We start from the raw sequence: 26,337 nt of genomic DNA on the forward strand, positions 1-26,337 counted from the left end.
GATCTCTACGACCGCAGGAACTCGCCCAGTACGGCGGCGAGTTCCGCGGGCGCGTCCTCCTGGACGAGATGCCCGGCGCCTTCGATGATCCGCAGCTCGGCGCCGGGGATCAGCTTCGCCAGCTCGTGCGCCCGCGCGACCGGGATCCAGGTGTCCTCGGCGCCCCAGCAGACGAGCACGGGCAGGTCCAGCTCCCCGTAGCGGCCCTGGATGTCGTCCGTGCCGGCGTGCGGGGGGTTCTGCGCGATCTGACGGTAGAAGGAGTCCTTCCCGGCCTCGGTCAGCCAGGGCGCGACCACGCGCGCGTGCGTCTCGGGATGCAACCCGTGGTGGCTGCCGGAGGCGATGTAGCGGTGCACGAGCGCCTCGTGGAGATCGGGCGGCAACTGCCGGAACACGTCGGCGTGTTCGCCGAGCAGCCGGTACGTGGGGGAGCCCCACGGCCGGACGGCCACCGGGTCGACCAGGGCGAGGCGCGCGTACGCGGCGCCGTGCACCAGGTGTGCGCGCAGCGCGATGCAGCCGCCGAAATCGTGGCCCACGACGGCCGGCAGGTGCTCCGCTTGGCCGTCGGTGAGGCCCCAGTGGTCGAGGAGTTCGGTCAGTGCGCGGGCCTGGGCGTCGAGCGAGAGATCTTGCCCCGGGGTCGTCCCGGAGACTCCGTAGCCCGGCAGATCCCATGCGTAGACCCTGTGTTGACGTGCGAGCGCGCGGGCCGGCTGCCGCCACACGTACGAAGAGAACGGCGTGCCGTGGACGAGGACGACGGGCGGCGCGTCGGCCGGCCCGAGTGACGTCCAGCGGATCTCGCCGGACGAGCTGGAGAAGCTTCGGTCGAGGTTCCATTCGGCTGCTGTCATGACCGTAACGCTAGTTGCTCATGACAGGTCGAGCCAGTGCTTTCGGCCGATACTCACGAGCCGCAGCTGCCGCTCCGCCCGGTCCGCCACGTGCTCGAAGTCCTCGGCGTCCGTGCCGAGCAGCACCGATGCCGTCGCCAGCATGTGATCGACGTACAGGCCCGCCAGCATCTTCAGGTCCTCCTGGCTCCAGCCCGCCGCGTCCGGGTCGTGCTGAAGCGCCTCCCGCACCTCGTCGGCGAACTGTGCGAGCTGCTCGCCGATCGCCTCCCGCACCGGCTGTACGCCGCCGTGCCGCTCGCGCGCGATGAAGCGGACGTGTGCGGGATACGCGTGCACGTGACGGGCGATCAGCTCGATGGTGCGCGTGATGCGTTCGTCGCTGTCCCACGTCGCCGTCAGCGCGTCGCGGATCACCGCGTGCAGACTGCCGAGAGCCTCCTCGACCAGGGCCACTCCGAGGTCGGCCGTGCTGTCGAAGTGCCGGTAGAACGCGGTCGGCGTCACGCCCGCGGCGCGCGTCACCTCGCGCAGGCCGAGGCTGCTGAGGCTCTGGTCCTCCAACAGCCCCAACGCCGCGTCCAGGAGCGCCTGTCGGGTCTTCTGCTTCTGCGCCTGGCGGGCGCCGAGGGTGTGACTCATGTCATCCAGTTAACAACTGTTCTCTGTAATGGGAAAGTCGTGTGGCGGGCTAGACTCAGTAGTCAGTGAACAGTTGTAACCCAACTTTTCGAGAGGCTCCCATGCTGTTCCTCGTAGCGGCCCTCCTGCTGCTGGGCTTCGCGCTCGGCACCGTGGCCCACGCCCCGCTGCCCGTCACGCTCGTCGCGGCCGCCGTCATCGGTGTCTGGCTGGCCGTCTTCGCGGTCCGCGAGCGCCACGCGCGCCGCCACGGCTGACACCGACACCAACCAAGGGGGTACCACCATGCAACTCACCGCAGAACCGCGCACCACAGAGCCCCGCACCACGGAACCGGGCACCACGGAACCGGGCGCCGCGGAGCCGCAGGCGCAGGCGGGCACCGCCGGGCGGCGTGACGCCGACGGCATGGCCGTCGCCTCGTTCGTCCTCGGCCTGGTCGGGCTGCTCGTCATGAACGTCTTCCTCGGCCCCGTCTCGATCGTCCTCGCGTCCGTCGCCCTGCGGCGCGGCACCGAGCGGCGCGGCCGCGCCCTCCTCGGACTCGGTCTCGGTATCGCCGACCTCGTCGTGCTCGGCGCCCTGATCGCCGCCGACGGCACGATGTCGTGGAGCATCACGGGCTGATCTTCACGGGCTGACCGTCCGGGGCGCGCACGGGGGCTCGTAGAATCGAGCCCACCATGGCTTACCTCGACCACGCCGCGACCACTCCGATGCTTCCGGAGGCCGTCGAGGTGATGACCGCCCAGCTCGCCGTCACCGGCAACGCCTCGTCCCTGCACGCCGCGGGGCGCCGCGCCCGGCGCACCGTCGAGGAGTCCCGCGAGACCCTCGCCGAGTCGCTCGGTGCCCGGCCCAGCGAGGTCGTGTTCACCTCCGGCGGTACCGAGGCCGACAACCTCGCCGTCAAGGGCCTGTACTGGGCGCGCCGCGCCGCCGACCCGGCCCGCACCCGCGTCCTCGCCAGCCCCGTCGAGCACCATGCCGTGCTCGACGCCGTGCACTGGCTCGCCGAGCACGAGGGCGCGACCGTGGAGTACCTGCCGGTCGACGCGTACGGCCGGGTGCACGCGGAGGCGCTGCGGGAAGCGATCTCGCGCAACCCCGACGACGTCGCCCTCGCCACCGTCATGTGGGCCAACAACGAGATCGGCACGATCCAGCCGGTGCGTGAACTGGCCGACGCGGCAGGGGAGTTCGCCATCCCGCTGCACGCCGACGCGGTGCAGGCCTACGGGCAGATCCCGGTCGACTTCGCCGCCTCCGGACTCGCCGCGATGACCGTGTCCGCCCACAAGGTCGGCGGTCCCTACGGCATCGGCGCGCTCCTCCTCGGTCGTGAGTACACCCCCGTCCCCGTGCTGCACGGAGGCGGGCAGGAGCGGCACGTCCGCTCCGGCACGCTCGACGTTCCCGCGATCGCGGCCTTCGCCACGGCCGGCCGGATCGCGACCGAGCAGCGCGAGTGGTTCGCCCGCGAGATCGGCGCGCTCCGGGACGCCCTGGTCACGGCGGTCCGGTCGGCCGCCCCCGAGGCGATCCTCGGCGGCGACCCGGAGCCCGGCGGCCGGCTGCCCGCCAACGCCCACTTCACCTTCCCCGGCTGCGAGGGCGACTCGCTCCTCCTGCTCCTGGACGCCCAGGGCATCGAGTGCTCCACGGGCTCGGCCTGCACCGCGGGCGTGGCCCAGCCCAGCCACGTCCTCCTCGCGACCGGCACGGACCCGGACCTGGCGCGCGGCACGCTCCGCTTCTCCCTCGGCCACACCACCACGAAGGCCGATGTGGAAGCGGTGGCGACGGCGATCGGCCCGGTGGTGGAGCGGGCGCGCTCGGCGGGGCTTACGTAGGGCGCTGTTACGCCTTGGTGGAGCCGGCCCGCTCGTACGCCGCCTTCACCAGGCGTATGTACCGGTCCCAGTCCCAGTGCGGCCCCGGATCGGTGTGGTCGGTGCCCGGCACCTCGACGTGCCCGATGATGTGCTTCCGGTCGACCGGAATGTCGTAGCGCCTGCATATCCGGGCGGTGAGCCGCGCGGACGCCTCGTACATCTCGTCCGTGAGGTCCTCGGGCCGGTCCACGAAGCCCTCGTGCTCGATGCCGACACTGCGCTCGTTGTAGTCCTTGTTCCCGGCGTGGAACGCGACGTCCAACTCCCGGATCATCTGCGCGATGTGCCCGTCCTGCCGGACCACATAGTGCGCCGCCGCCCCGTGCCACGGATCCTTGAAGACCTTCAGGGTGCCCTGGTAGCTGCCCTGGGTGACATGGACGATGACCCGGTCGACGGAGAAGTCGGCAGGCCGGTCCGCCCGCCGCCAGTTCGCCGAGGCCGCGGCCACCCACTCCGCGCCCTTGAAGTCCACCGCGCCGGCCTTGCGCGGCTTGTCGACCCCCGGCATCTGCCACCACATGCGGGCGAGGTCACCGCGCGCGAGCAGCCCGACGCCCACGGCCGACGCCGCCCCGCCGATGATCAAGGTCCGGCGGCTGATCCCGCGATCCCGGTCCCCGCCGCGGCCCTTCCCGGACCCGGCTGCCTGCTTCCCCATATGACGCCCCCGTCAGTACCGTACGAGATCAACAACGCATACCCGAGCGATTCGGTTCCCGCGGGCCCGTACCCTGTTAGTGCTATGACTTCGCAGACCTCGATGCTCCCCGCCGACCGTCCTCTCCGCGTCCTCGCCGCCATGTCGGGCGGCGTGGATTCCGCCGTCGCCGCGGCCCGCGCCGCCGAAGCGGGCCACGACGTGACCGGCGTGCACCTCGCGCTCTCGGCGAACCCGCAATCGTTCCGCACGGGCGCCCGCGGCTGCTGCACCATCGAGGACTCCCGCGACGCACGCCGCGCGGCCGACGTCATCGGCATCCCGTTCTACGTCTGGGACCTCGCCGACCGCTTCCGCGAGGACGTGGTGGAGGACTTCGTCGCCGAGTACGAGGCGGGGCGCACGCCGAACCCGTGCCTGCGCTGCAACGAGAAGATCAAGTTCGCCGCGCTCCTCGACAAGGCGCTCGCCCTCGGATTCGACGCGGTCTGCACGGGCCACTACGCGCAGGTGATCGTCAACGGGAACGGCGACCGTGAGCTGCACCGCGCCGCCGACATGGCCAAGGACCAGAGCTACGTCCTCGGCGTCCTGGACGACCGCCAGCTCGCCCACGCGATGTTCCCGCTGGGCGACACGGACACGACCAAGGAAGAGATCCGCGCGGAGGCGGAGCGCCGCGACCTGGCGGTCGCCAAGAAGCCCGACTCCCACGACATCTGCTTCATCGCCGACGGCGACACCCAGGGCTTCCTCGCGAACCGCCTCGGCAAGGCGGAGGGCGACATCGTCGACGAGTCGGGCGACAAGCTCGGCACCCACGAAGGCGCCTTCGGCTACACGATCGGCCAGCGCAAGGGCCTGCGCATCGGACGGCCCGCCCCCGACGGCAAGCCGCGCTACGTCCTGGACATCTCCCCGGTGGACAACACGGTGACGGTGGGCCCCGTGGAGGCCCTCGACGTCACCGCCCTCACCGCCATCAAGCCCCGCTGGTGCGGCGCGGCGCCCTCCGGCCCCGGCACGTACACCGCCCAACTGCGCGCGCACGGCGGCGAGACGGCGGTCTCGGCGGAACTGGTGGGGGACGAGCTGCAGGTGCGCTTCACGGAGGCCGTCCGCGGCGTCGCCCCCGGCCAGGCGATCGTCCTGTACGACGGCACGCGCGTGGTGGGCTCGGCGACGATCGCGACGACGGAGCGGGCCGCGGCGGTCGCCAGGCCCTAGGGCCTGTCGTTTGGATCAGGCCGGGCTCGCCGGGGCTGGCACGCACGCTCGCGGCGTTGTCGTCGGTCGACGACGCTCCGCGTCGCCTCCCTCCTCCGCCTTGCGATCGCACGCCCCAGCCCCCGCTCCCTGATCCGGCCTGATCCAAACGCCAGGCCCTAGGCGCGGCCCTGCATGTAGTACTGCAACACGGCGCCCAGCCGGCCGCACCACTCGGACGCCTCGGCCTTGCGGCGGGCCTGTACCTGGCAGGTGTAGACGGCGCCGTCCGACATCGCGGCTGTGATGAACACCCCGGACGGCATCGGCTGGAAGTTCGCCGTGCGGACGTGCGGCCAGGGCAGGTCGATGGCGTGCGGCCCCTGCTCGAAGTGCAGGCCGTCCGCGTCCACGACCACACCGTTGTGCTTGTCGGCTGCCACGAACTCCGGTCCGGTGGGACCGGGCGGCGCGGGCGCGAACTGCGGCGGGTGAGCGGGCGGCGGCGGGGCCGCCGGTGGATGAGGCGGCGGCGTGGGTGCGAACGGCGGCGGGGGACCGCCGAACCCTCCCGTCGGAACGTCCTGCTGCCCGTCTTCGTGAGCCATGTCCGCCTCACCCTCCGTCTTGCTCTGCCGTACCTCCTCATTCGACCACGCGCGCGTGGCTATGCGGCGTCGGCCTGAGCCTCGTAGAAGCACAGGTGATCCTTGATGGCGGCCACCTCGGCCTTCGGCTCCGGATACGCCCACACCAGGTCCTGCGCACCAGGCACCGACCAGTAGGAGGCGTCGCCCTTGAAGGGGCAGTGCGTAGTCGTGTTCGAGGGCGTAAGCAGCTCGGTCCGTACGTCCTGTGGCGGGAGGTAGTACCGCACCGGACAGCCGGTCTCCTTCAACACCAGTGGGCGGGAGCTCTCGGCGAGCACTTGCCCTTCGTGGACGACCCGCACGCGCTGCGAGCCCTGCTCAACGGTGATCGTGTGTCCTTGAGTCATACGTGTGTCAGCGCTCACAGTGGGCGAGTTCTTCCCGGCGCGGCCGCGGTAAGGGAAGGATCAAGGTCTACGAGAGGACCTCCATGGCACTCGACCCCATCGAGGTCTACGACATCTCGGACTTCGGGCAGCCGCCCCTCCATGGCCCGGCCGCCATCAAGGACGCCGCGCTCGCCCTCGGCGCGGGAAACCCGGTCGCCCACCACATCACGAACGTCGTCCTGACCGAAGTCGACGCGGATCGCGTACACGCCCTGTCCAAGGGCATCGGCATCAAGGCGGACGGATGGCGGATCGCCCGTCGCAAGGTCATTGCGCGCCGGGTCCCGCTCGGCGGCCGGTGACGGGGCGGCCCGGCTGTCAGTGGCGGACCGTACGGTAGGTGGCATGAACATCTGTGTCTTCCTCTCCGCCGCCGACCTCGACGAGCGCTACACCCGCCCCGCCCGTGAATTCGCCGAACTGCTCGGCAAGGGCGGGCACACGCTCGTGTGGGGCGGTTCGGAGAGCGGGCTCATGAAGGTCGTCGCCGATGGCGTGGCGGAGGCCGGCGGGCGGCTCACCGGGGTGTCCGTGGACTTCCTCGCGGCCAAGGCGCGCGTCGTCACCGAGCCCGACCGGATGGTGATCGCCAAGGACCTCGCGGAGCGCAAGGCGCTGCTCCTGGAGAAGTCCGACGCCGTCGTGATCATGGTGGGTGGTACGGGGACGCTCGACGAGGCCACCGAGATCCTTGAGCTCAAGAAGCACGGCAAGACGGACAAGCCGATCGTGCTGCTCAACTCCGCGGGCTTCTACGACGGCCTGAAGGAGCAGTTCCGGCGCATGGAGGACGAGGGCTTCCTCCCGATCCCCCTCACTGACCTCGTGTTCTTCGCCGAGGAGCCGGTCGGCGCCCTGGCCTACCTGGAGGAGTCGCGCGGCGTCGAGTAGTGCGAGCATGGCGGGCATGGCTACACATGTGATCACCGGCGCCGGTTCCGGAATCGGCGCCGCCGTCGCCCGCCGCCTGCACGAGCGCGGCGACGAAATCTACCTCCACGCGCGCGACGCGGGCCGCGCCAAGGAGCTCGCCGCCGAGTTCCCCGGCGCCCGGACGCTCGTCGGCGACCTCGCGGACCCGGACAGGCTGTCCTGGGCCTTCTCGCACCAGACGCTGCCCGACCGGATCGACTCGCTGCTGCACATCGCCGGCGTCGTCGACCTGGGCAAGGTCGGTGAGCTCACCCCGAAGACGTGGCGCAACCAGCTCAACGTCAACCTCATCGCCCCGGCCGAGCTGACCCGCCACTTCCTGCCCCAACTCCGCCTCGCCGAGGGGCACGTGATCTTCGTGAACTCGGGCTCCGGCCTCAACGCCCACGCGGGCTGGTCCGCGTACGGCGCCTCCAAGCACGGCCTGAAGGGCCTCGCGGACGCGCTGCGCGAGGAGGAGCACGGCAACGGCGTGCGCGTGACCTCCGTCTACCCGGGCCGCACCGCGAGCGCCATGCAGGCCAAGGTGCACCACCAGGAGGGTAAGGAGTACGACCCGGAGCGCTGGATCGACCCCGAGTCGATCGCCACGACGATCCTCATGGCGCTCGACCTCCCGCGCGACGCCGAGGTCAACGATCTGACGGTGCGCCCCGGCCGCTGACGCGCCGCCCGCCCGACGGCCGGCGTTACGTACCCTTCCTGGGTGATGGAAAAGAGCGACTTCAGGTGGGGGCCGGCCACGGGCGTCGGGTCGATGCCCGGTGGCGATGCCCGCGAGGCCGCCAAGACCGTGACCGGCAGCTTCGACGGCCCGGAGCAGGGGATGCCGTTCCTCGCCGAACTGCCCGCGCGCGGCCCCGGCGCCGACATGATCGGCCGCACGGCAGGGATGCTGGTCGACCTGTACGCGCGCGTGGAGCCCAGTGGCTGGCGGCTCGGCGACCGGCCGGGCCGGGACACCAAGCGCGCCAGGTCGTGGCTCGGTGAGGACCTCGACGCGCTCGAGGAGTTCACGCAGGGATACGAGGGCCCGCTCAAGGTGCAGGCCGTCGGGCCGTGGACGCTCGCCGCCGCACTGGAGTTGAGGAACGGGGAGGCCGCGCTCTCCGACCCCGGCGCGTGCCGCGACCTCGCCGGGTCACTCGCCGAGGGGCTGCGCGAGCACCTCGCCGATGTCCGCCGCCGGGTGCCCGGCGCCCAATTGGTGCTGCAACTCGACGAGCCCTCCCTCATCGCCGTGCTGCGCGGACAGATCAAGACCGCCAGCGAGTACCGCACGCACCGCTCCGTCGACCGCCAGCTCGTCGAGAGCACGCTGCGGGACGTCTTCTCCGTGCTCGACGACGGGCCGCACCTCGTCCACTCCTGCGCCCCCGACGTGCCGTTCGCCCTCCTGCGCCGGGCCGGCGCGGACGCGGTCTCCTTCGACTTCTCGCTGCTCACCGAGCGTGACGACGAGGTGATCGGGGAGTCCGTCGAGGCCGGCCTGCGACTCGTCGCCGGTGTCGTGCCGGGCGTGGACGGCCCATTGTCAGACCCTGCCGGTAGCGTCATGGGTGTCAGGACGCTGTGGCGCAGGCTGGGGCTGAATCCGGGTTCTCTCGCGGACTCGGTGGTGCTCTCGCCGTCATGCGGACTCGCGGGTGCGTCGCCCGCGTACGCCCGCTCGGCACTCGCCCATTGCGTCCGGGCGGCGAGATCACTCGCGGACAACCCTGAGTGACCGTGGACGCAGGCGAACGGGAGGACGAGACGGTGGCTGACGAACTGCAGAGCGAGGGCACGGTGCCCGCCAAGGCGCGGGACGAGCACGCCCAGCTGGCGGAGCAGATCGAGGAGCACCGCTTCCGCTACTACGTGAACGACGCTCCGGTCGTCGACGACGCGGAGTTCGACAAGCTTCTGCGCTCCCTGGAGGCGCTGGAGGAGAAGCACCCCGAGCTGCGCACGCCGGACTCGCCGACCCAGAAGGTCGCGGGGCAGTACGAGACGGTGTTCACCTCCGTCGAGCACCGCGAGCGCATGCTCTCGCTCGACAACGCCTTCGACGACGCCGAGTTGGCGGCCTGGGCCGACCGCGTCGCCAAGGACGTCGGCGCGCCCGGCTATCACTTCCTGTGCGAGCTGAAGATCGACGGCCTGGCGGTGAACCTGACGTACGAGGACGGGCGGCTCACGCGCGCGGCCACGCGTGGAGACGGCCGGGTCGGCGAGGACATCACGTCCAACGTCCGCACGATCACGGAGATCCCGAACCGCCTGAAGGGCGACAACATCCCGCCGCTCGTCGAGGTCCGCGGCGAGGTCTTCTTCCCCATGGACAAGTTCGAGGAGCTGAACGCCCGGCTCGTCGAGGCGGGCGACAAGCCCTTCGCAAACCCCCGTAACGCGGCGGCGGGTTCACTGCGCCAGAAGGACCCGCGCGTCACGGCCACGCGCCCGCTGCACATGGTGGTGCACGGCATCGGCGCCCGCGAGGGTTTCGACATCGACCGTCTCTCGCAGGCCTACGACCTGCTGCGCGAGTGGGGCCTGCCGACCACCAAGTACAGCAAGGTGGTCGAAGACCTCGAAGGCGTACGGAAGTTCATCGCGTACTACGGAGAGAACCGCCACTCCGTGGACCACGAGATCGACGGCGCGGTCGTCAAGCTCGACGAGATCCGGCTTCAGGGCCGCCTCGGCTCCACGGCGCGCGCCCCGCGCTGGGCCATCGCCTGGAAGTTCCCGCCCGAAGAGGTCAACACCAAGCTGGTCAACATCCGCGTGGGCGTGGGCCGCACGGGCCGTGTGACGCCGTACGCGCAGGTGGAGCCGGTCACCGTGGCGGGCTCCGAGGTCGAGTTCGCGACGCTGCACAACCAGGAGATCGTCAAGAAGAAGGGCGTGTTCATCGGGGACACCGTCGTCATCCGCAAGGCCGGTGACGTCATCCCCGAGATCCTCGGCCCCGTCGCCGACCTGCGGGACGGCAGCGAGTACGAGTTCGTGATGCCCGCCGAGTGCCCCGAGTGCGGCACCCTGCTGCGGGCCATGAAGGAGGGCGACATCGACCTCCGGTGCCCCAACGCCCGCACGTGCCCGGCCCAGTTGCGTGAGCGCCTGTTCTACCTGGGCGGCCGTCAGAGCCTGGACATCGAGAACTTCGGGTACGTCGCCGCCGCCGCACTCACCGGGCCGCTCGAGCCCACGCAGCCGCCGCTCACGGACGAGGGCGACCTGTTCAGCCTCACGATGGACCAGCTCCTTCCCATCAGGGCGTACGTCCTCGACCAGGACAGCGGGCTGCCCAAGCGCGATCCGAAGACGGGCGAGGAGAAGATCGCGGACATCTTCGCCACGAAGGCGGGAGAGCCGCGCAAGAACGCGGTCTCGATGCTGGAGCACATCGAGGCGGCCAAGAGCCGCCCGCTGGCCCGGGTCATCAACGGCCTTTCGATCCGTCACGTCGGCCCGGTCGCCGCCGAGGCGCTCGCCCGCGAGTTCCGCTCCATCGACCGCATCGACCAGGCCACCGAGGAGGAGCTCGCCGCCACGGACGGCGTGGGCGGGATCATCGCCACCTCCGTGAAGCAGTGGTTCGCCGAGGACTGGCATCGGGAGATTCTGCGGAAATGGCGTGAGGCCGGTGTGAGGATGGAGGAGGAAGGGGCCGGTGAGGACGAGGGGCCGAGGCCCCTCGAAGGACTCACCGTGGTGGTCACCGGGACGCTGCAGAACTTCACGCGGGATGGCGCAAAAGAGGCCCTGCAGACCAGAGGGGCCAAGGTCACGGGTTCCGTTTCCAAGAAGACGTCCTTCGTGGTCGTGGGGGACAACCCCGGTTCCAAGTACGACAAGGCCATGCAGGTCAAGGTTCCGGTTCTGGACGAGGACGGGTTCGTCGTCCTGCTGGAACAGGGGCCGGAGGCCGCCGCCGACGTGGCGCTTCCCGCGGAGCAGGAGACCGCCGAGTAGCGGCCGCAGGTCACTCGATCGGCGCATACCAGACGCAGGCGGAACGCCGGGTTCATTCGGGCAACCGTGCCCGGGCGCGTCCGTCTGGTGCCCGTGGAAGCCTTCTGCGGCCTACTGTTGAGGTGTGCGCCTGCCGAGTCCTGCTGCGGATGGGGCGAATCCTCGCCCACTGGAAGCGAGGAGAGCGGGCAGCGGACGCAGGCACCGCCGGCAGTGAGAGGGACGGGAATGGAACCGACCGAGAGCGCCGCCCCGGACTCACGCCTGCGCCCGCGTCGCGGTGGCGTGGTGAACTGGCGCACATGGTGGAGTGCGGCCGGATTCGGCACCGGCCGGACGGCAGGGGCCTCGGCCCCTGCCGCGTCCGGGGCCGAAGCGGCGGGCCACGAAGGGCTGTTGAAGCGCAGGGCGAAGGATCGCCCTGCGGGCAGCGGCACTTCGATCGACACCCACACCCCCTCCGGCCCGGAGGAGCTCGCTCCGGCCCGGCCCCGCGTCACCGACGAGCAGCCCCCGCGCGGCCTGCCGGCCCGCACCCGGAACGCGGCGGGCACGCCCGGCGGCCGCATATCCGGCGACCGTACGCGCGACAGCCGAGCCGCGCCCGGGCGCACCGCGGGTCCCACCAGGGCCCCGGGCCCGCTCCCCGGAACCGTCCCCGCGGGCGGCTGGGTCGGGGTGGCGACACCCGCGCGCAATCAGCTCGCGGGGCCGGGGGAGACCTCGCGGGCCGCGCTCGTGCCGCTGCTGCCAGGTGTGGTGGTGGCGCTCGCCGCCGTGGTGCTCGGCGGCGGTTTCTACTGGTCGCTCCGGGAGGGGCACGCGCTCTTCCCGTCCGGCACGGTCGGCTGGTGTCTCGCGATCCTGACCGGCGTCATCGTCGGCCACCTCGTCGCGCTCGGCCGCGACCGCTGGTGGGGCGGCACCGGATCCGGCGCGGCCCTCACCCTCGCCGTGCTGCTCCTGTACGGCTGGGTGCCCGCGGGCATGGTCAGCCTCACCGTGGTCGTCCTCGTCGGCATCGCCCGCAGACACAGCTGGCGCCAGGGCCTGTTGCACGGGGCGATCGACATCCTCGGCATCGGGGCGGGCGCCCTCGTCCTCGCCGCGTTCGGCCGCGTACCGTCCGTCGAGGCGCCGTGGAAGCCGGAGAGCTGGAGCCCGTCGACCGTGCCCGAGGTGGCTCTCGCGGCGCTTGCGTATCTGCTGATCAGCCGCACCCTGCTCTGGTACGTGCACGCACCACCGAACTCGGGGCTTCCGACCGTCGCCCGTACCGCGCTCGTCCGGCACGGCCTGATCGCCGTCGCGCTGCTCGGGATCGCGCCGCTGATCTGCGTCGTCGCGATCGCCCTGCCGGTGCTGCTGCCGCTGTTCGCGATCCCGCTGATCGCGCTCGACTCCACGCTGTGGATCGCGCGGGCCCGCGCCGAGGAGCAACTGCGCGACCCGCTCACCGGGTTGCCGAACCGGCAGTGGCTGCTGGAGCGCACCTGGACCGCGCTCGACGACGCCGAGCGCATCGGGGTGCGCAGCGCGCTGATGCTGATCGACCTCGACCGGTTCCGTTCGGTGAACGACACGCTCGGCCACCTCGCCGGTGACCGGCTTCTGTTGCAGATCGCGGATCGGTTGAGAGCGGCCCTGCCGCGCGGTGCGGAGGCCGCGCGCCTCGGCGGTGACGAGTTCGCCGTGCTGCTGCCCGTCGCCGACTCCACGACGTCCGCGACGCGCGTGGCCCGCAATCTCGTGGCGGCCCTCGGATCGCCCCTCGACCTGGACGGTCTGACCCTCGTACTGGAGGCGAGCGCGGGACTCGCCGTCTTCCCCGACCACGCGCTGGACGCCGAGGGCCTGCTGCGCCGGGCCGACGTCGCGATGTACCAGGCCAAGCGGGACCGCACCGGCGTGGAGGTCTACGAGTCGAAGCGGGACTCCAACACGCCCGACAGGCTCGGCCTGTTGGGCGACCTGCGCCGCGCGCTCGACGCGGGCGAGGTGGAGCTGCACTACCAGCCGAAGGTCCGGTTCGACGGGCACGTCGCGGGCCTGGAGGCGCTCGTACGGTGGGTGCATCCGGAGCGCGGGAGGGTGCCGCCGGACGAGTTCATCGCCATCGCCGAGTCGTCCGGGCTGATGCCGCACCTGACCGAGTACGTCCTGGACACGGCGCTCGGACAGGTCGCGCGCTGGCGTGCGCAGGGGCTGTACGTGCCGGTCGCGGTGAACGTGTCGCCGCGTGATGTGCACACGCCCGGCTTCGCCGGAGCGGTCGCCGCGCGGCTCGCTCGGCACGGTGTCCCGGCCGGGTCCCTGCAACTGGAGATCACGGAACACGTACTCCTGGAGGACCCGCAGCGGGCGGCCGACACCTTGGCGGCGCTCACCGGGCACGGCGTGAAGATGTCGCTCGACGACTTCGGCACCGGGTACTCGTCGCTCGTGCACCTGCGGCGGCTCCCGGTGAGCGAGCTGAAGATCGACCGGTCGTTCGTGGCCCGGCTCGCCGTGGACAACGAGGACGCGGAGATCGTCCGCTGCACCGTCGACCTGGCGCATTCGCTGGGCCTGCTGGTCGTCGCCGAGGGCGTCGAGGACGACGAGACGTGGGAGCGGCTGCGGGACCTCGGCTGCGACGCGGTGCAGGGCTGGCTGGTCGCCGCCGCGATGCCGCCCGACGAGACGACGGCGTGGCTGCGGGCTCGCGGGGACCGGGGCTGGCAACGGTTGCCTGCGGCGCTTCCGGCGGCCCCTGCCGACGACCACGGCCAACTGGGCTGACGGCTGCGTTTTCGGTACGCCCACCCGTGCCTGGGGTCGCGCAGTTCCCCGCGCCCCTGGAAGGCGCACTGCGTGCGCCGTCAGGGGCCGCGATCTGCGGGCTCGCTCGGCCACGGGTGGGCATCTTGGGGGCGCGGGGAACTGCGCGACCGCAACCACGGGTGACGCGCACCAGGGGGCGGCCGGGAAACCCGTTCCTCGGCACGGTGCCGCGCCCCATAGGATTGGGGTCAAACCGAGAACACGCACCCCGTGAGGATCCGCATGCCTGGCATCACGCGCGAGGAGGTCGCCCACCTCGCCCGGCTGGCGCGTCTGGAGCTGAAGCCCGAAGAGCTCGACCACTTCGCAGGCCAGCTCGACGACATCATCGGCGCGGTCGCCCGCGTCAGCGAAGTCGCCGACCAAGACGTACCGCCGACTTCGCACCCGCTGCCGCTGACGAACGTCATGCGCAAGGACGAGGTCCGTCCGTCGCTCACCCCCGAGCAGGCGCTCTCCGGCGCCCCGGCCCAGGAGCAGCAGCGTTTCAAGGTGCCGCAGATCCTGGGGGAGGACTAAACAGTCATGACGGACATCAACGTCAACATCATCAAGCTCACCGCCGCCGAGATCGCGGCGAAGATCGCTTCCGGCGAGCTCACCGCCGTCGAGGTCACCGAGGCCCACCTGGCCCGCATCGGTGCCGTCGACGAGAAGGTGCACGCCTTCCTGCACGTCGACCGTGAGGGCGCCCTGAAGCAGGCCGCCGCCGTCGACGCGAAGGTCAAGAACGGCGAGAAGCTCGGCCCGCTGGCCGGCGTCCCGCTCGCGCTGAAGGACATCTTCACCACGGAGGGGATCCCGACCACGGTCGGCTCGAAGATCCTCGAAGGGTGGATCCCGCCGTACGACGCGACGCTGGTCAAGAAGCTGAAGGCCGCCGACGTCGTCATCCTCGGCAAGACCAACATGGACGAGTTCGCCATGGGGTCCTCCACCGAGAACAGCGCGTACGGCCCGACCGGCAACCCGTGGGACCTCACCCGCATCCCGGGCGGTTCCGGCGGCGGTTCCTCCGCCTCCCTCGCCGCGTACGAGGCCCCGCTCGCCATCGGCACGGACACCGGCGGCTCGATCCGCCAGCCCGCGGCCGTCACCGGCACCGTCGGCGTCAAGCCGACCTACGGCGGCGTCTCCCGCTTCGGCATGGTCGCGTTCTCGTCCTCCCTGGACCAGGGCGGGCCCTGCGCCCGCACGGTCCTGGACGCGGCGCTCCTGCACGAGGCCATCGCGGGCCACGACCCGCTCGACTCCACGTCCATCGACGCCCCGGTCCCGGCGGTCGTCGAGGCCGCGAAGAACGGCAGCGTGCAGGGCATGCGCGTCGGCGTCGTCAAGCAGTTCGCGGGCGAGGGCTACCAGGCCGGTGTCGTCCAGCGCTTCCAGGAGTCGGTCGCCCTGCTCAAGGAGCTCGGCGCCGAGATCGTCGAGCTGGACTGCCCGTCCTTCGACCTGGCGCTCTCCGCGTACTACCTGATCGCGCCCTCCGAGTGCTCGTCCAACCTCGCGCGCTTCGACGCCATGCGCTACGGCCTGCGCGTCGGCGACGACGGTTCGCACTCCGCCGAGGACGTCACCGCGCTGACCCGCGAGGCCGGCTTCGGCGACGAGGTCAAGCGCCGCATCATCCTGGGCACGTACGCGCTGAGCTCCGGCTACTACGACGCGTACTACGGAAGCGCCCAGAAGGTCCGCACCCTGATCACGAAGGACTTCGAGAAGGCCTTCGAGCAGGTGGACGTGATCGTCTCGCCCGCGACGCCGACCACCGCCTTCCCGATCGGCGAGCGCGCCGACGACCCGATGGCGATGTACCTCGCGGACGTGTGCACCATCCCGTCGAACATGGCGGGCAACGCCGCCATGTCGCTGCCCTGCGGCCTCGCGCCGGAGGACGGCCTGCCGGTCGGCCTGCAGATCATCGCCCCCGCCATGAAGGACGACCGCCTGTACAAGGTGGGATCCGCCGTCGAGGCCGCTTTCGTGGAAAAGTGGGGGCACCCGCTGCTTGAGGAGGCTCCGTCGCTGTGAGTGCCATGGCAAAGAAGGCCAAGAACTTCAAGAAGTCCAAGACCGGCGTCTACGTATCGCTGGCCAGCACCGCCTTCGGCGCGCTCAGCGTCGCGAAGCAGGCGAAGCTGGCCCGCAACGAGAACGACACGCTGCGGCTGATCGACGCCGCCGTGTCCGCCGCCGCCATCGCTACCGGCCTGGCGATCCTCTACCGGGAGCTCAAGCGCCTGGGCGACGACGACGTCCTGCTGGGCTGAGAGGGAAAGTTTCACCGTGACTGTCACGACTGACCTGGTGTCGTACGAGGATGCCCTCGCGACGTACGACCCCGTCATGGGCCTGGAGGTCCATGTCGAACTCGGCACCAGGACCAAGATGTTCTGCGGCTGCTCCACCGAGCTGAAGCAGGACGCCAACAGCCAGACCTGCCCGACCTGCCTCGGCCTGCCCGGCGCGCTGCCGGTCGTGAACGAGATCGGCGTCGAGTCGGCCATCAAGATCGGCCTCGCGCTCAACTGCTCGATCGCCGAGTGGTGCCGTTTCGCCCGGAAGAACTACTTCTATCCGGACATGCCGAAGAACTTCCAGACCTCCCAGTACGACGAGCCGATCGCCTTCGACGGCTACCTCGACGTACAGCTGGAGGACGGCGAGGTCTTCCGCGTGGAGATCGAGCGCGCCCACATGGAGGAGGACACCGGCAAGTCGACGCACGTCGGCGGTGCCACCGGCCGAATCCAGGGCGCCTCGCACTCGCTGCTCGACTACAACCGCGCGGGCATCCCGCTCATCGAGATCGTCACCAAGCCGATCGAGGGCGCGGGCGAGCGGGCCCCCGAGGTCGCGAAGGCGTACGTCGCCGAGCTGCGCGAGGTCATCAAGGCGCTCGACGTGTCCGAGGCCCGCATGGACAAGGGCCAGATGCGCTGCGACGTGAACCTCTCGCTGCGTCCGCACGGGCGCGAGAAGTTCGGCACGCGCTCCGAGACGAAGAACGTGAACTCGCTGCGTTCCGTCGAGCGGGCGGCGCGGTTCGAGATCCAGCGCCACGCCGCCGTCCTGAACGACGGCGGCACGATCGTGCAGGAGACCCGTCACTTCCACGAGGAGGACGGCTCCACCACGTCGGGCCGCATCAAGGACAACGCCGAGGACTACCGGTACTTCCCGGAGCCCGACCTGGTGCCCGTCGCCCCGTCCCGCGAGTGGGTCGAGGCGCTGCGCGCCGAGCTCCCGGAGATGCCGCTCACGCAGCGCAACCGGCTGATCGAGGAGTGGGCCGTCAGCGCCCACGACATGCAGTCGATCCGTAACGCCGGCGCCATCGGGCCCATCGTCGCCACCATCGCGGCCGGCGCCGACTCGGCGTCCGCCCGCAAGTGGTGGATGGGCGAGCTGGCCCGCTCCGCGAACGACCAGGGCGTCGAGCTCGGCGCCCTGCCGATCACGCCGGAGCAGGTGGCCCGCGTGTCCGAGCTGGTCGCCTCCGGTGACCTCAACGACAAGCTGGCCCGCCAGGTCATCGACGGCGTCCTCAAGGGTGAGGGCACGCCGGACGAGGTCGTCGAGAAGCGCGGCCTGAAGGTCGTCTCGGACGAGGGTGCGCTCACCACTGCCGTGGAGGAGGCGATCGCGGGCAACGCGGCGATCGCCGACAAGATCCGCGGCGGCAAGGTGGCGGCCGTGGGTGCGCTTGTGGGTGCGGTCATGAAGGCGACCCGGGGTCAGGCCGACGCGGCGCGCGTCAAGGAGCTGATTCTGGAGAAGCTGGGCGTCTCCGACGGCTGAGCGGATGTGGCGGCGGTGCATCGGGCTACCGGTGCTCGCCGCCTTTCCGTGCCCGACGTCGCGGGGCTCCGCCCCGGACCCCGCTGCTCAATCGCCGCAGGGGCTTGCATGGGCCGAGCGGCTTGTGCGCCCGCAGGGGCTTGCATGGGCCGAGTGGCTTGTGCGCCCGGAAGGGCTTGAACGTGGTTGTCTCCCTCGCCCTTCTCGCTGTCACGCTCGTCTTCGCGGTCCTACGCCCCCGTAAATGGCCGGAGGCCGTGGTTGCCGTGCCCGCGGCGGTCGTGGCCGTGGTCGCGGGAGACGTGACGCCCGCTCATGCCTGGGCCGAGACCCAGGAGCTGCTTCCGGTCGTCGGGTTTCTTGCCGGGATTCTGCTTCTGGCTCAACTCTGCGCCGACGAGGGGTTGTTCAGGGCCGCCGGAGAAGCGGTCGCCCGGGTCTGTCACGGCAGTCCGAAGCGGATGCTCGGCGGCGTCTTCGCGGTGGCCGCCGGGATCACCGCCGTACTGAGCCTCGACGCCACCGTCGTCCTGCTCACCCCGGTCGTCTTCGCGACAGCGGCCCGCATCGGCGCACGCCCGCGCCCGCACGTCTACGCGAGCGCCCACCTCGCCAACTCGGCGTCCCTCCTGCTGCCCGTATCGAACCTCACGAACCTGCTGGCCTTCGCGGCGAGCGGGCTCACGTTCACGCACTTCGCCGGGCTCATGGCGCTCCCGTGGCTGGTGGCGATCGGTATCGAATACGTGGTGTTCCGCCGCTACTTCGCCGACGACCTGGCGGCGCCCGCGCACGATCCGGACCCCGAAGAGCCGCCAGGTGTCCCGCTGTTCACCCTGACGGTGCTCGCGCTCACGCTCGCCGGATTCGTCGTCACGTCCTTCGCGGGCATCGAGCCGCTGTGGGCCGCCTTCGCGGGGGCGGCCGTGCTCGGCACCCGGGCCCTCGCCCGCCGCCACAGCACCCCGGTGGAACTGCTCAAGGCCGCCAACCTGCCGTTCTGCCTCTTCGTCCTCGCGCTCGGCGTCGTGGTCAAGGCCGTGGTCGACAACGGGCTCGGCGACGCCATCGCCCGCCTCCTGCCGGACGGTTCGTCGCTGCCCACACTGCTCGCGATCGCCGGGGTGGCGGCGCTGCTCTCCAACGTCATCAACAACGTGCCGGCGATCCTCGCCCTGCTCCCGGTCGTCACCCCGATGGGCCCAGGTCCTGTGCTCGCCGCCCTGATCGGCGTCAACCTCGGCCCCAATCTCACGTACGTCGGCTCCCTGGCGACCCTGCTGTGGCGCCGCATCGTGCACGACCACGGCACCGAGCCCGAGTTGGGTGAGTTCACGCGGCTCGGGCTGCTCACGGTCCCCGCGACGCTGGCGGCGTCGACGGTGGCGCTGTGGGCCGGGCTCTCCATGTGAGGGCTCCGCGCCCCTTGTGAGTAAGGACACGAAAGCGACAAAAGATCACTTCCTGCTGTAAGAGTGTCTCGTCATTGCTCATGTGTTCTTTGCGGGCGGTTCACGCACCAAGCGGATGTTCCCGGTCAAAGATCAATAAATGACTCAGGGAGCGCGTCCATGGCCGCACTTGCCCGCTGGTGTGTCAGGCACCGGCTCGTGGTCGTACTTCTGTGGTTGACCGCTCTCGTGGGCACGAGCGCCGCCGCGGCCGTCGCGGGATCCGCGTACTCGAACGACTACGACGCGCCCGGTACGGAGTCGGGGCGCGCCACGCAGCTCCTGACCGAGAACTTCTCCGGGCTCGGCGGCGACAGCGACACCGTCGTCTGGCACGTCGAGGGCTCCACCGTGCGCGCAGCCGACGTCGAGAAGACGATGAGCAACACCTTGGGCGAGCTCGCCGACCTCCCCGGCGTCGCCTCCGTCGGATCGCCGTACGAGGCCGGTGGCACGGGACGGATCAGCGCCGACGGGCACACCGCGTACGCCACGGTCACCTTCGACAAGCAGGCCGACGACATCCCGGAGGGCCAGGCGCGGGCCGTCGTCGACACCGCGCAGGCCGCCGAGGACGACGGGCCCGACGGGCTCCAGGTGGAGCTCGGCGGCAGCGCCGTCGCGCTCACCGAGTCGACCTCGGCCCACACCTCCGAGATCATCGGCGTCGTCGTCGCGGCCGTCGTGCTCTTCCTCGCCTTCGGCTCGCTCGCCGCGGCCGCGCTGCCCATCGCCACCGCGCTGGTGAGCGTCGGCACCGCGTACGCGGGCATCGTGCTGCTCGGGCACTTCATGACGGTCGCGGACTTCGCGCCGATGCTCGGCATGCTCGTCGGGCTGGGCGTCGGGATCGACTACGCGCTGTTCATCGTGACCCGGCACAGGAGAGGGCTGAAGCGGGGGCTTCCGGTGGCCGAGGCCGCCGAGCGGGCCGTCGCCACCACCGGGCGGGCCGTGGTGTTCGCCGGGGCCACCGTGTGCATCGCCCTGCTCGGCATGCTGATGCTGGGCCTGAGCTTCCTCAACGGCGTCGCCATCGCCGCCTCCGTGACCGTGCTGCTCACCGTCGCCGCGTCCGTGACGCTGCTGCCGGGGCTGCTCTCGTACATCGGGATGCGTGCGCTGTCGCGGCGCGAGCGGCGGCGGCTCCTCGAACACGGGCCCGAGCCCGAGCTTCCCACCGGGTTCGCCGCCCGCTGGGCCGCCTTCGTGGAGCGCCGCCCGAAGCTGCTCGGCGCGCTCGCCATCGCGGTGATCGCGGTGCTCTCGCTGCCCACCTTCTTCCTCCACCTGGGCACGTCCGACCAGGGCAACAGTCCGGCGAACAGCACCACCCGGCAGGCGTACGACCTCCTTGCCGACGGTTTCGGGCCCGGTGTGAACGGGCCGCTGACCCTGGTCACCGAGGTCGACGGCGCCAAGGGCAAAGCCGCGCTCGCGGAGCTGACGAGCGAGCTGCGGGCCACCGACGGGGTCGCCTCCGTCTCACGTGTTACGTATAACGCGGACGACAGTGCCGCCCATGTCACCGTCGTGCCGACCTCGTCGCCGCAGTCCGAGCGGACCAGCGAGCTCGTCGACCGGCTGCGTACGGATGTGGTCCCCGATGTGGGCCTGGACGTGCAGGTCGGGGGCGTCACCGCGAGCTACGACGACTTCGCGGAGGTCATCGTCGGCAAGCTGCCCCTGTTCGTCGGGGTCGTGGTCGGGCTCGGGTGCGTGCTGCTCCTGCTCGCCTTCCGGTCCGTGGGGATCCCGCTCAAGGCCGCCGCGATGAACGTCGCCGCCGTGGCCGCGGCCTTCGGGGTCGTCGTCGCGATCTTCCAGTGGGGCTGGGGGAGCGAACTCCTCGGGCTCGGGGCGGCCGGGCCGATCGAGCCCTTCCTCCCCGTGATCATGGTGTCGGTGCTCTTCGGGCTCTCCATGGACTACCAGGTGTTCCTCGTGAGCCGGATGTACGAGGAGTGGCTGGAGACCGGAGACAACCGGCGGGCCGTCCGGGTCGGGCTCGCCGAGACCAGCCGCGTGATCAACTCGGCTGCCGTGATCATGATTTCGGTGTTCCTGGCGTTCGTGCTCAGCGGGGACCGGGTGATCGCCATGTTCGGCATCGCGCTCGCCGTGGCCGTCGCCGTCGATGCCTTCATCCTCCGTACGCTCCTCGTGCCCGCCCTGATGCACATGCTCGGCGGCGCCAACTGGTGGCTGCCCAAGTGGCTCGACCGGCGCCTGCCGCGCCTGAGCATCGAGCCTCCCGAGTGCCGCGTCGCGGGGGGTGCGAGGATCCCGGTGCGGCGCACGGTGACCGACGGCGCGCTGGACGAGTTGCTGACGAAGGAGACCGATGTACGCGATCCCGCTGGGTGAGGACGGCGCCGAACTGCGGCCCCTGGAGCCCTGGCACGCCGAGGAGTTCCTGGCCCACATGGAGCGGGGCCGGGAGTTCATCGGCCAGTTCATCCCGTTCGGCGCCACGGCGACGGACCTCGCCTCCACGCGGGAGCTGCTCCAGAAGCACGCCGACGCGACGGCCACCGGCACGCGCGCGTACCACGGCATCTGGCTGGACGGAACGCTCGTCGGCGGCGTGCTGGCGCTCAACTTCGACGCGGAGAACGGCAACGGTGAGGTCGGCTGCTGGCTGGAGCCGGCGGCCGCAGGGCGCGGTCTCGTCACGCGCGCGATGCGGCACCTCATCGACTGGGCCGTGGAGGAGCGCGGAATCCACCGGGTGGAATGGATCGCCGCGTCGGAGAACACTCCCAGTGTGAACGTGGCCCGGCGCCTCGGATTCACGAAAGAAGGAGTGCTCCGGGAGAGTTTTCCCTGGCGCGGAAAGCGCCATGACATGGAGATTTGGTCCGTGCTCGCGCCCGAGTGGCGTGGTGCGCGGAGCGGGCACAGGGAACGTTAAGAAACTTCTCAGACTCCGTCCGTACGGTGCGCAGCATGACTACGAAGACTGAAGCGCAGCGCGACGCCGAGACGCGGGAGGAGGGCGCGGAGGCCCAGGACGCCAAGGCCACCGAGGCGACCGAGACGGCTGAGGCGACCAAGGCGGCCGAGGAGGCCCCCGAGGACGTGCAGGAAGACGACACGGCTGCCGAGGCCGCCGCCGAGGCCGAGCTCGCGGCCCTCGCCAAGGCCGAGGCCGACAAGCCGGCCGGCGTCGGCCAGGGCGCGGGCGCGATCGTCTCCGTCGCCCTCGGCATCGTCGGGCTCAGCGGCGGCTGGCTCGGCACCATCGCGTCGGCCCGCGCGCAGCTGGAGGGCCAGCTCACCACCGCGCAGAGCGCGGGCATCGCCAAGCAGATCTCCGCGATGTACGGCGAGGCCTGGCACTCCGCCGCCCTGGTCGGCGGGATCTTCTCGCTCGTCGCCCTGCTGGTCGCCGCGGCCGTCCTCGCCCGGCCCGCGTTCGGCGCCCCCGGCAAGCCGCAGGCGCCGTGGATCAAGTCGACCGCGTGGGCCGGTTTCGTGGTCGGCGCGATCGGCCTGGTGCTCGCCGTCGCCAAGTACACCGACCTCATCCTCGGAATGCCCGGCACCAGCTGAGGCATCCGTATAGGGCGGCCAGAGCCGCCTAAGGCACATCGTGGGCCGCGCCTAAGGAGGCGCGGCCCACGAACATGCGGCACTCTCCCGATGTGCCGCACCCCCCTGGGAGACGAGAGTCGAGGCATCGCGGAGAACGCTCCGCGAGAGCCGCACAGCTCGTCACCAGGGAGACGACATGTTCGAGTACGAACTGCACCAGCTCCGCTCCGCCGAACTCATCAAGGAGGCCGAGCGGTTCCGCCTCGCACGCTCCGCCCGTACGCAGGCCAAGGCCCGCCGTGCGGAGCGCCGGGGCCGCCAGGAAGACAGCCAGGACGCCGAGAGGCCGGTGAGTGCCGGCCGAATCCGCCGCCGCCGCGCCGCGCGCACGGCGTGAGCGCGCCCGCCGCGGTCGGCGGCACCGGAACCGCGGCCCCGCTGTCAGACCCGTGTGCGATCCTCAGCGATGTGGAGACCAGGTCCGTCAGCCCGGTGTTCGTCGGTCGCGCCGATGAACTGGGCGTACTGAGCAAGGCCCTTGAGCGGGCCGGGGCCGCCGAGCCGCAGGCACTGCTGCTCGGCGGCGAGGCCGGCGTGGGCAAGACGCGCCTTGTGGAGGAGTTCGGCGCGGCCGCCCGCGAGCGGGGCGCCGTCGTCGTCACCGGCGGCTGCGTCGAGATCGGCGCCGACGGACTGCCGTTCGCGCCGTTCTCCACCGCCCTGCGCGCCCTGCGCCGCACACTGCCCGACGACGTGGACGCGGCGGTCGCGGGCCGCGAGGACGAACTCGCGCGCCTGCTGCCGGAGTTGGGCGAGCACGAAGGGCGAGGCTTCGACGGGCGAGGGGACGAGAGCGCCACGGCCCGCCTCTTCGAACTCACCGCCCGGCTCCTGGAGCGCGTCGCCGCCGAGCGCACCGTCGTCGTCATCCTCGAAGACCTGCACTGGGCGGACGCCTCCACCCGCCACCTGCTCACGTACCTGTTCCGTACGCTGCGCAGCGGCCGCCTCGCCGTCATCGCCAGCTACCGCGCGGACGACGTGCACCGCCGCCACCCCCTGCGCCCCCTGCTCGCCGAACTCGACCGGCTGCGCACCGTCACCCGCATCGAACTGGGCCGCCTCAGCCGCGACGAGGTCGCCCGCCAGATCGCCGGAATCATGGCCGCGGAACCCGAGCCCGCCGACGTGGACAACATCTTCCGGCGCTCCGACGGCAACGCGTTCTTCGTGGAGGAGCTCGCCGTGTCCGCCGCCGAGGGCTGCGTCACAGGGCTTACCGACTCGCTGCGCGACGTCCTCCTCGTCCGCGTCGAATCGCTGCCCGAGTCCGCCCAGCGCGTCGCCCGGATCTGCGCGGAGGGCGGCTCCACGGTCGAGTACCCGCTGCTCGCGGCCGTCGCCGGGCTCGGCGAGGACGAGCTCATCGAGGCGCTGCGCGCGGCCGTCGGCGCGAACATCCTGCTCGCCTCTCCGGACGGCGACGGATACCGGTTCCGCCACTCCCTGGTCCGCGAGGCCGTCAGCGACGATCTGCTGCCCGGCGAGCGCTCCCGGCTCAACCGCCGCTACGCCGAGGCACTGGAGGCCGAGCCGACGCTGGTGCCCGCCGACGCGCGCGTGACCCGCCTCGCCAGCTACTGGTACCACGCCCACGACGCGGCGAAGGCCCTGCCCGCCGTCCTCGACGCCTCCGTGGCGGCCCGCCGCAGGCACGCGTACTCCGAGCAACTGCGCCTCCTTGAGCGGGCGATGGAGCTGTGGGACGGCGCGCCGCGGGAGATCCGCGCCGCGCTGCTCATGGCCGACTACGCCATCGCCTTCAACTCCTGTGACGGCGACCCCGCCGAGACCCCGCTCGACTACCTCGACCTGCTGTCCGAGGCCGCGGTGGCGGGGCGGCTGTGCGGTGAGCGGGAGCGTGCGCTGAAGACCGGCAAGCGGGCGATCCGGATCCTGGAGGAGGCCGAGGGGAGCGGGAAGGCGGATCCCTTGCGGGCCGCGTGGTTCCACATCCAGAACTCCAAGATCGTCTCCCATATCGGTCGTGGTGACGGGTGGGACGAGCTCGCCACGGCTCAGGAGCTCGTCCGGGGCCTCCCGCCGTCCGCCGTGCACGCCGAGGTCCTGGCGAACGTGGCGGCCTGGGGCATGCTGCACAGCCCCGGTGCCGAGACCCTCGCCGCCGCCGAGCGAGCCGTCGAGTACGCGCGCATGGTCGACGATGCCGAGGAGATCGAACTCCACGCGCGTCTCGTCCGCGGCGGACTCCTCGTGGACGCGGGCGCCATCGAGGAGGGCTTCGCCGAGATGTACGCGGTCCGCGAGCGCTCCTTGGCACTGGGCATGACCGCCCGCCTCATCAACGTCAATGTCAACCTGCCCTCCCACCTGGAGGGCGTCGGGCGTTCCGCCGAAGCCGCGCGCATCTGCGAAGAGGCCATCGTCCTGTGCCGCCGCTACGGCCTCACCGACAACAAGGGCTGGGTCCGCTCCAATCTGGCCGAGTCCCTCGTCTCCCTCGGCCGCTGGGACGAGGCAGTCGAGGTGGCCGACTGGGTGAGCCGGCGCTTCGGACTCAGCGACAAGCCTCGCGGCACCGCGTGCGCGCACCTCGCGGTGATCGCACTCGGCCGCGGCGCCCTCCAGGAAGCGGCCGACCACCTCGCCGCGGCCAACGGGTACTACGGCGCGCACGACCCGCAGCCCCAGTACACGCTGCCCCGCACCCACCTCACCGTCGCGCTCGCCGCCGCCCAGGGCCGCCTCCTGGACGCCCGCGCCGCGCTCGACGAGCTGGTCACAGCGGGGCTCCCGCCCTCCATGCACCGCTACGTCTGGCCCCTGCTGTGCGCCGCGGCCACGGCCGAGGCGGACGCCCGGGGCCTGCCCGCGGCCGACGCCGGGCGGGCCGAGGCGGTCGCCCGTATCCGGGACGCCGCCAAGCGTCAGGCCACCCCCGTCCCCGTCTGGCAGGCCCATGAGCAGTGGGTGCGCGCCGAGCTCCTGCGCGCGGAGGGCCGCGACACCCCCGGCGACTGGTCCGCCACGGCCACCGCGTTCGAACCCCTCGACCGACCCCACGACCTGGCCCGCATCAGGCTCCGCCTCGCGGAATCCCTGGTCGCGCGGGGCGCGGAGGACGACCGGGACCGAGCCACCGAGCTCCTCCGGCTCGTCGGCGCCGTCGCCGAGCACCTGGGCGCGCGCCCGCTCGCCGAATCCGTCGCCCTGCTCGCGCAGCGCGCCCGGCTGCCCCTGGCCCCCGCCGCTCCGCGACAGAGCGCGCCGGCCGACCCCGCGCAGGAGTTCGGCCTCACGAGCCGCGAGCGGGATGTGCTGCGCCTGGTCGCGGCGGGCCGCAGCAACCGTCAGATAGCCGAGGAACTGTTCATCTCGCCGAAGACGGCCAGCGTCCACGTCTCCAACATCCTGGCGAAGCTGGGCGTCGCGGGCCGCGGCGAGGCGGCGGCCCTGGCCCACCGCCTGCACCTCTTCCCGGCGGGCAGGGCTCCCGTACGCTGAGAGG

General features: G+C 71.5%; 25 protein-coding genes. 20 read left to right on the forward strand and 5 right to left on the reverse strand.

What is annotated here, in order from left to right:
* Positions 1-5: 5 nt before the first annotated feature.
* Both ACFYWS_RS32935 and ACFYWS_RS32940 read right to left on the reverse strand, forming a co-directional pair.
* Positions 6-860: an alpha/beta fold hydrolase gene (locus tag ACFYWS_RS32935; RefSeq protein ID WP_389282541.1), complete on the reverse strand. Its 855-nt coding sequence runs from the start codon at positions 858-860 to the stop codon at positions 6-8.
* An 18-nt stretch (positions 861-878) separates the two neighbouring features.
* A complete protein-coding gene (locus ACFYWS_RS32940) occupies positions 879-1,502 on the reverse strand; it encodes a TetR family transcriptional regulator (RefSeq protein WP_389282542.1) in 624 nt (207 codons plus the stop codon).
* Between the two features lie 101 nt (positions 1,503-1,603).
* Here ACFYWS_RS32940 and ACFYWS_RS32945 point away from each other — a divergent pair, with 101 nt between their 5' ends.
* The 3 genes from ACFYWS_RS32945 to ACFYWS_RS32955 are packed head-to-tail and all read left to right on the forward strand — an operon-like array spanning position 1,604 to position 3,355.
* A complete protein-coding gene (locus tag ACFYWS_RS32945) occupies positions 1,604-1,759 on the forward strand; it encodes a hypothetical protein (RefSeq protein WP_389282543.1) in 156 nt (51 codons plus the stop codon).
* Positions 1,760-1,787: 28 nt separating this feature from the next.
* Positions 1,788-2,129 (forward strand): hypothetical protein, encoded by a 342-nt coding sequence (locus ACFYWS_RS32950; RefSeq protein WP_389282545.1) that lies wholly within the window; start codon positions 1,788-1,790, stop codon positions 2,127-2,129.
* A gap of 56 nt (positions 2,130-2,185) precedes the next feature.
* The gene (locus ACFYWS_RS32955) at positions 2,186-3,355 is read left to right on the forward strand and encodes a cysteine desulfurase family protein (RefSeq protein ID WP_389282547.1); all 1,170 of its coding nucleotides are present in this window, start codon (positions 2,186-2,188) and stop codon (positions 3,353-3,355) included.
* A gap of 7 nt (positions 3,356-3,362) precedes the next feature.
* Here the strand turns inward: ACFYWS_RS32955 and ACFYWS_RS32960 are convergent, their stop codons facing one another.
* Positions 3,363-4,058 (reverse strand): N-acetylmuramoyl-L-alanine amidase, encoded by a 696-nt coding sequence (locus ACFYWS_RS32960; protein WP_389282549.1) that lies wholly within the window; start codon positions 4,056-4,058, stop codon positions 3,363-3,365.
* A gap of 84 nt (positions 4,059-4,142) precedes the next feature.
* On the opposite strand from ACFYWS_RS32960, the gene mnmA reads away from it, so the two are divergent.
* On the forward strand, positions 4,143-5,285 hold the full coding sequence (mnmA, locus tag ACFYWS_RS32965; RefSeq protein ID WP_389282550.1) for a tRNA 2-thiouridine(34) synthase MnmA: 1,143 nt from the start codon (positions 4,143-4,145) through the stop codon (positions 5,283-5,285).
* A 158-nt stretch (positions 5,286-5,443) separates the two neighbouring features.
* Here the strand turns inward: mnmA and ACFYWS_RS32970 are convergent, their stop codons facing one another.
* Both ACFYWS_RS32970 and ACFYWS_RS32975 read right to left on the reverse strand, forming a co-directional pair.
* Positions 5,444-5,872 carry a hypothetical protein gene (locus tag ACFYWS_RS32970; RefSeq protein ID WP_389282551.1) on the reverse strand — a complete coding sequence of 143 codons (429 nt, stop codon included), beginning with the start codon at positions 5,870-5,872 and terminating at the stop codon, positions 5,444-5,446.
* 59 nt (positions 5,873-5,931) lie between these two features.
* Positions 5,932-6,261 carry a DUF427 domain-containing protein gene (locus ACFYWS_RS32975; protein WP_389282788.1) on the reverse strand — a complete coding sequence of 110 codons (330 nt, stop codon included), beginning with the start codon at positions 6,259-6,261 and terminating at the stop codon, positions 5,932-5,934.
* 83 nt (positions 6,262-6,344) lie between these two features.
* Here ACFYWS_RS32975 and ACFYWS_RS32980 point away from each other — a divergent pair, with 83 nt between their 5' ends.
* The 16 genes from ACFYWS_RS32980 to ACFYWS_RS33055 all read left to right on the forward strand — a co-directional run bounded on the left by ACFYWS_RS32980 (position 6,345) and on the right by ACFYWS_RS33055 (position 26,333).
* Positions 6,345-6,605 carry a hypothetical protein gene (locus tag ACFYWS_RS32980; RefSeq protein WP_389282552.1) on the forward strand — a complete coding sequence of 87 codons (261 nt, stop codon included), beginning with the start codon at positions 6,345-6,347 and terminating at the stop codon, positions 6,603-6,605.
* A 43-nt stretch (positions 6,606-6,648) separates the two neighbouring features.
* The gene (locus tag ACFYWS_RS32985; RefSeq protein ID WP_389282554.1) at positions 6,649-7,194 is read left to right on the forward strand and encodes a TIGR00730 family Rossman fold protein; all 546 of its coding nucleotides are present in this window, start codon (positions 6,649-6,651) and stop codon (positions 7,192-7,194) included.
* Between the two features lie 7 nt (positions 7,195-7,201).
* Entirely contained in the window at positions 7,202-7,900 is a 699-nt protein-coding gene (locus ACFYWS_RS32990) for an SDR family oxidoreductase (RefSeq protein ID WP_389282556.1), read from the forward strand.
* 42 nt (positions 7,901-7,942) lie between these two features.
* Positions 7,943-8,962: a methionine synthase gene (locus ACFYWS_RS32995; RefSeq protein ID WP_389282558.1), complete on the forward strand. Its 1,020-nt coding sequence runs from the start codon at positions 7,943-7,945 to the stop codon at positions 8,960-8,962.
* A gap of 32 nt (positions 8,963-8,994) precedes the next feature.
* Positions 8,995-11,196, forward strand: coding sequence for an NAD-dependent DNA ligase LigA (gene ligA, locus ACFYWS_RS33000; protein ID WP_389282790.1), 2,202 nt, complete (start codon positions 8,995-8,997; stop codon positions 11,194-11,196).
* 228 nt (positions 11,197-11,424) lie between these two features.
* Complete coding sequence (locus ACFYWS_RS33005) at positions 11,425-13,977, forward strand: EAL domain-containing protein (RefSeq protein ID WP_389282560.1); 2,553 nt, start codon at positions 11,425-11,427, stop codon at positions 13,975-13,977.
* A 264-nt stretch (positions 13,978-14,241) separates the two neighbouring features.
* Entirely contained in the window at positions 14,242-14,538 is a 297-nt protein-coding gene (gene gatC, locus ACFYWS_RS33010; protein WP_016432511.1) for an Asp-tRNA(Asn)/Glu-tRNA(Gln) amidotransferase subunit GatC, read from the forward strand.
* A 6-nt stretch (positions 14,539-14,544) separates the two neighbouring features.
* The gene (gene gatA / locus ACFYWS_RS33015) at positions 14,545-16,050 is read left to right on the forward strand and encodes an Asp-tRNA(Asn)/Glu-tRNA(Gln) amidotransferase subunit GatA (RefSeq protein WP_389282562.1); all 1,506 of its coding nucleotides are present in this window, start codon (positions 14,545-14,547) and stop codon (positions 16,048-16,050) included.
* A 5-nt stretch (positions 16,051-16,055) separates the two neighbouring features.
* The gene (locus tag ACFYWS_RS33020; RefSeq protein ID WP_389282792.1) at positions 16,056-16,289 is read left to right on the forward strand and encodes a hypothetical protein; all 234 of its coding nucleotides are present in this window, start codon (positions 16,056-16,058) and stop codon (positions 16,287-16,289) included.
* A 16-nt stretch (positions 16,290-16,305) separates the two neighbouring features.
* Positions 16,306-17,820, forward strand: a complete 1,515-nt coding sequence (gene gatB, locus ACFYWS_RS33025) for an Asp-tRNA(Asn)/Glu-tRNA(Gln) amidotransferase subunit GatB (RefSeq protein WP_389282563.1) — start codon at positions 16,306-16,308, stop codon at positions 17,818-17,820.
* A gap of 182 nt (positions 17,821-18,002) precedes the next feature.
* Positions 18,003-19,232: an arsenic transporter gene (locus tag ACFYWS_RS33030; RefSeq protein WP_389282565.1), complete on the forward strand. Its 1,230-nt coding sequence runs from the start codon at positions 18,003-18,005 to the stop codon at positions 19,230-19,232.
* 159 nt (positions 19,233-19,391) lie between these two features.
* Complete coding sequence (locus tag ACFYWS_RS33035) at positions 19,392-21,638, forward strand: MMPL family transporter (RefSeq protein ID WP_389282566.1); 2,247 nt, start codon at positions 19,392-19,394, stop codon at positions 21,636-21,638.
* Positions 21,616-22,185 (forward strand): GNAT family N-acetyltransferase, encoded by a 570-nt coding sequence (locus tag ACFYWS_RS33040; protein ID WP_389282568.1) that lies wholly within the window; start codon positions 21,616-21,618, stop codon positions 22,183-22,185. Before ACFYWS_RS33035 ends, ACFYWS_RS33040 begins: the two co-directional genes overlap by 23 nt.
* Before the next feature lie 35 nt (positions 22,186-22,220).
* Positions 22,221-22,826 carry a hypothetical protein gene (locus ACFYWS_RS33045; RefSeq protein ID WP_389282570.1) on the forward strand — a complete coding sequence of 202 codons (606 nt, stop codon included), beginning with the start codon at positions 22,221-22,223 and terminating at the stop codon, positions 22,824-22,826.
* A 178-nt stretch (positions 22,827-23,004) separates the two neighbouring features.
* Positions 23,005-23,205, forward strand: coding sequence for a hypothetical protein (locus tag ACFYWS_RS33050; RefSeq protein WP_389282571.1), 201 nt, complete (start codon positions 23,005-23,007; stop codon positions 23,203-23,205).
* 59 nt (positions 23,206-23,264) lie between these two features.
* Positions 23,265-26,333 carry an AAA family ATPase gene (locus ACFYWS_RS33055; RefSeq protein ID WP_389282793.1) on the forward strand — a complete coding sequence of 1,023 codons (3,069 nt, stop codon included), beginning with the start codon at positions 23,265-23,267 and terminating at the stop codon, positions 26,331-26,333.
* Positions 26,334-26,337 lie beyond the last annotated feature (4 nt).

This window comes from Streptomyces sp. NPDC002795 (assembly GCF_042888725.1).
GTDB lineage: Bacteria > Actinomycetota > Actinomycetes > Streptomycetales > Streptomycetaceae > Streptomyces.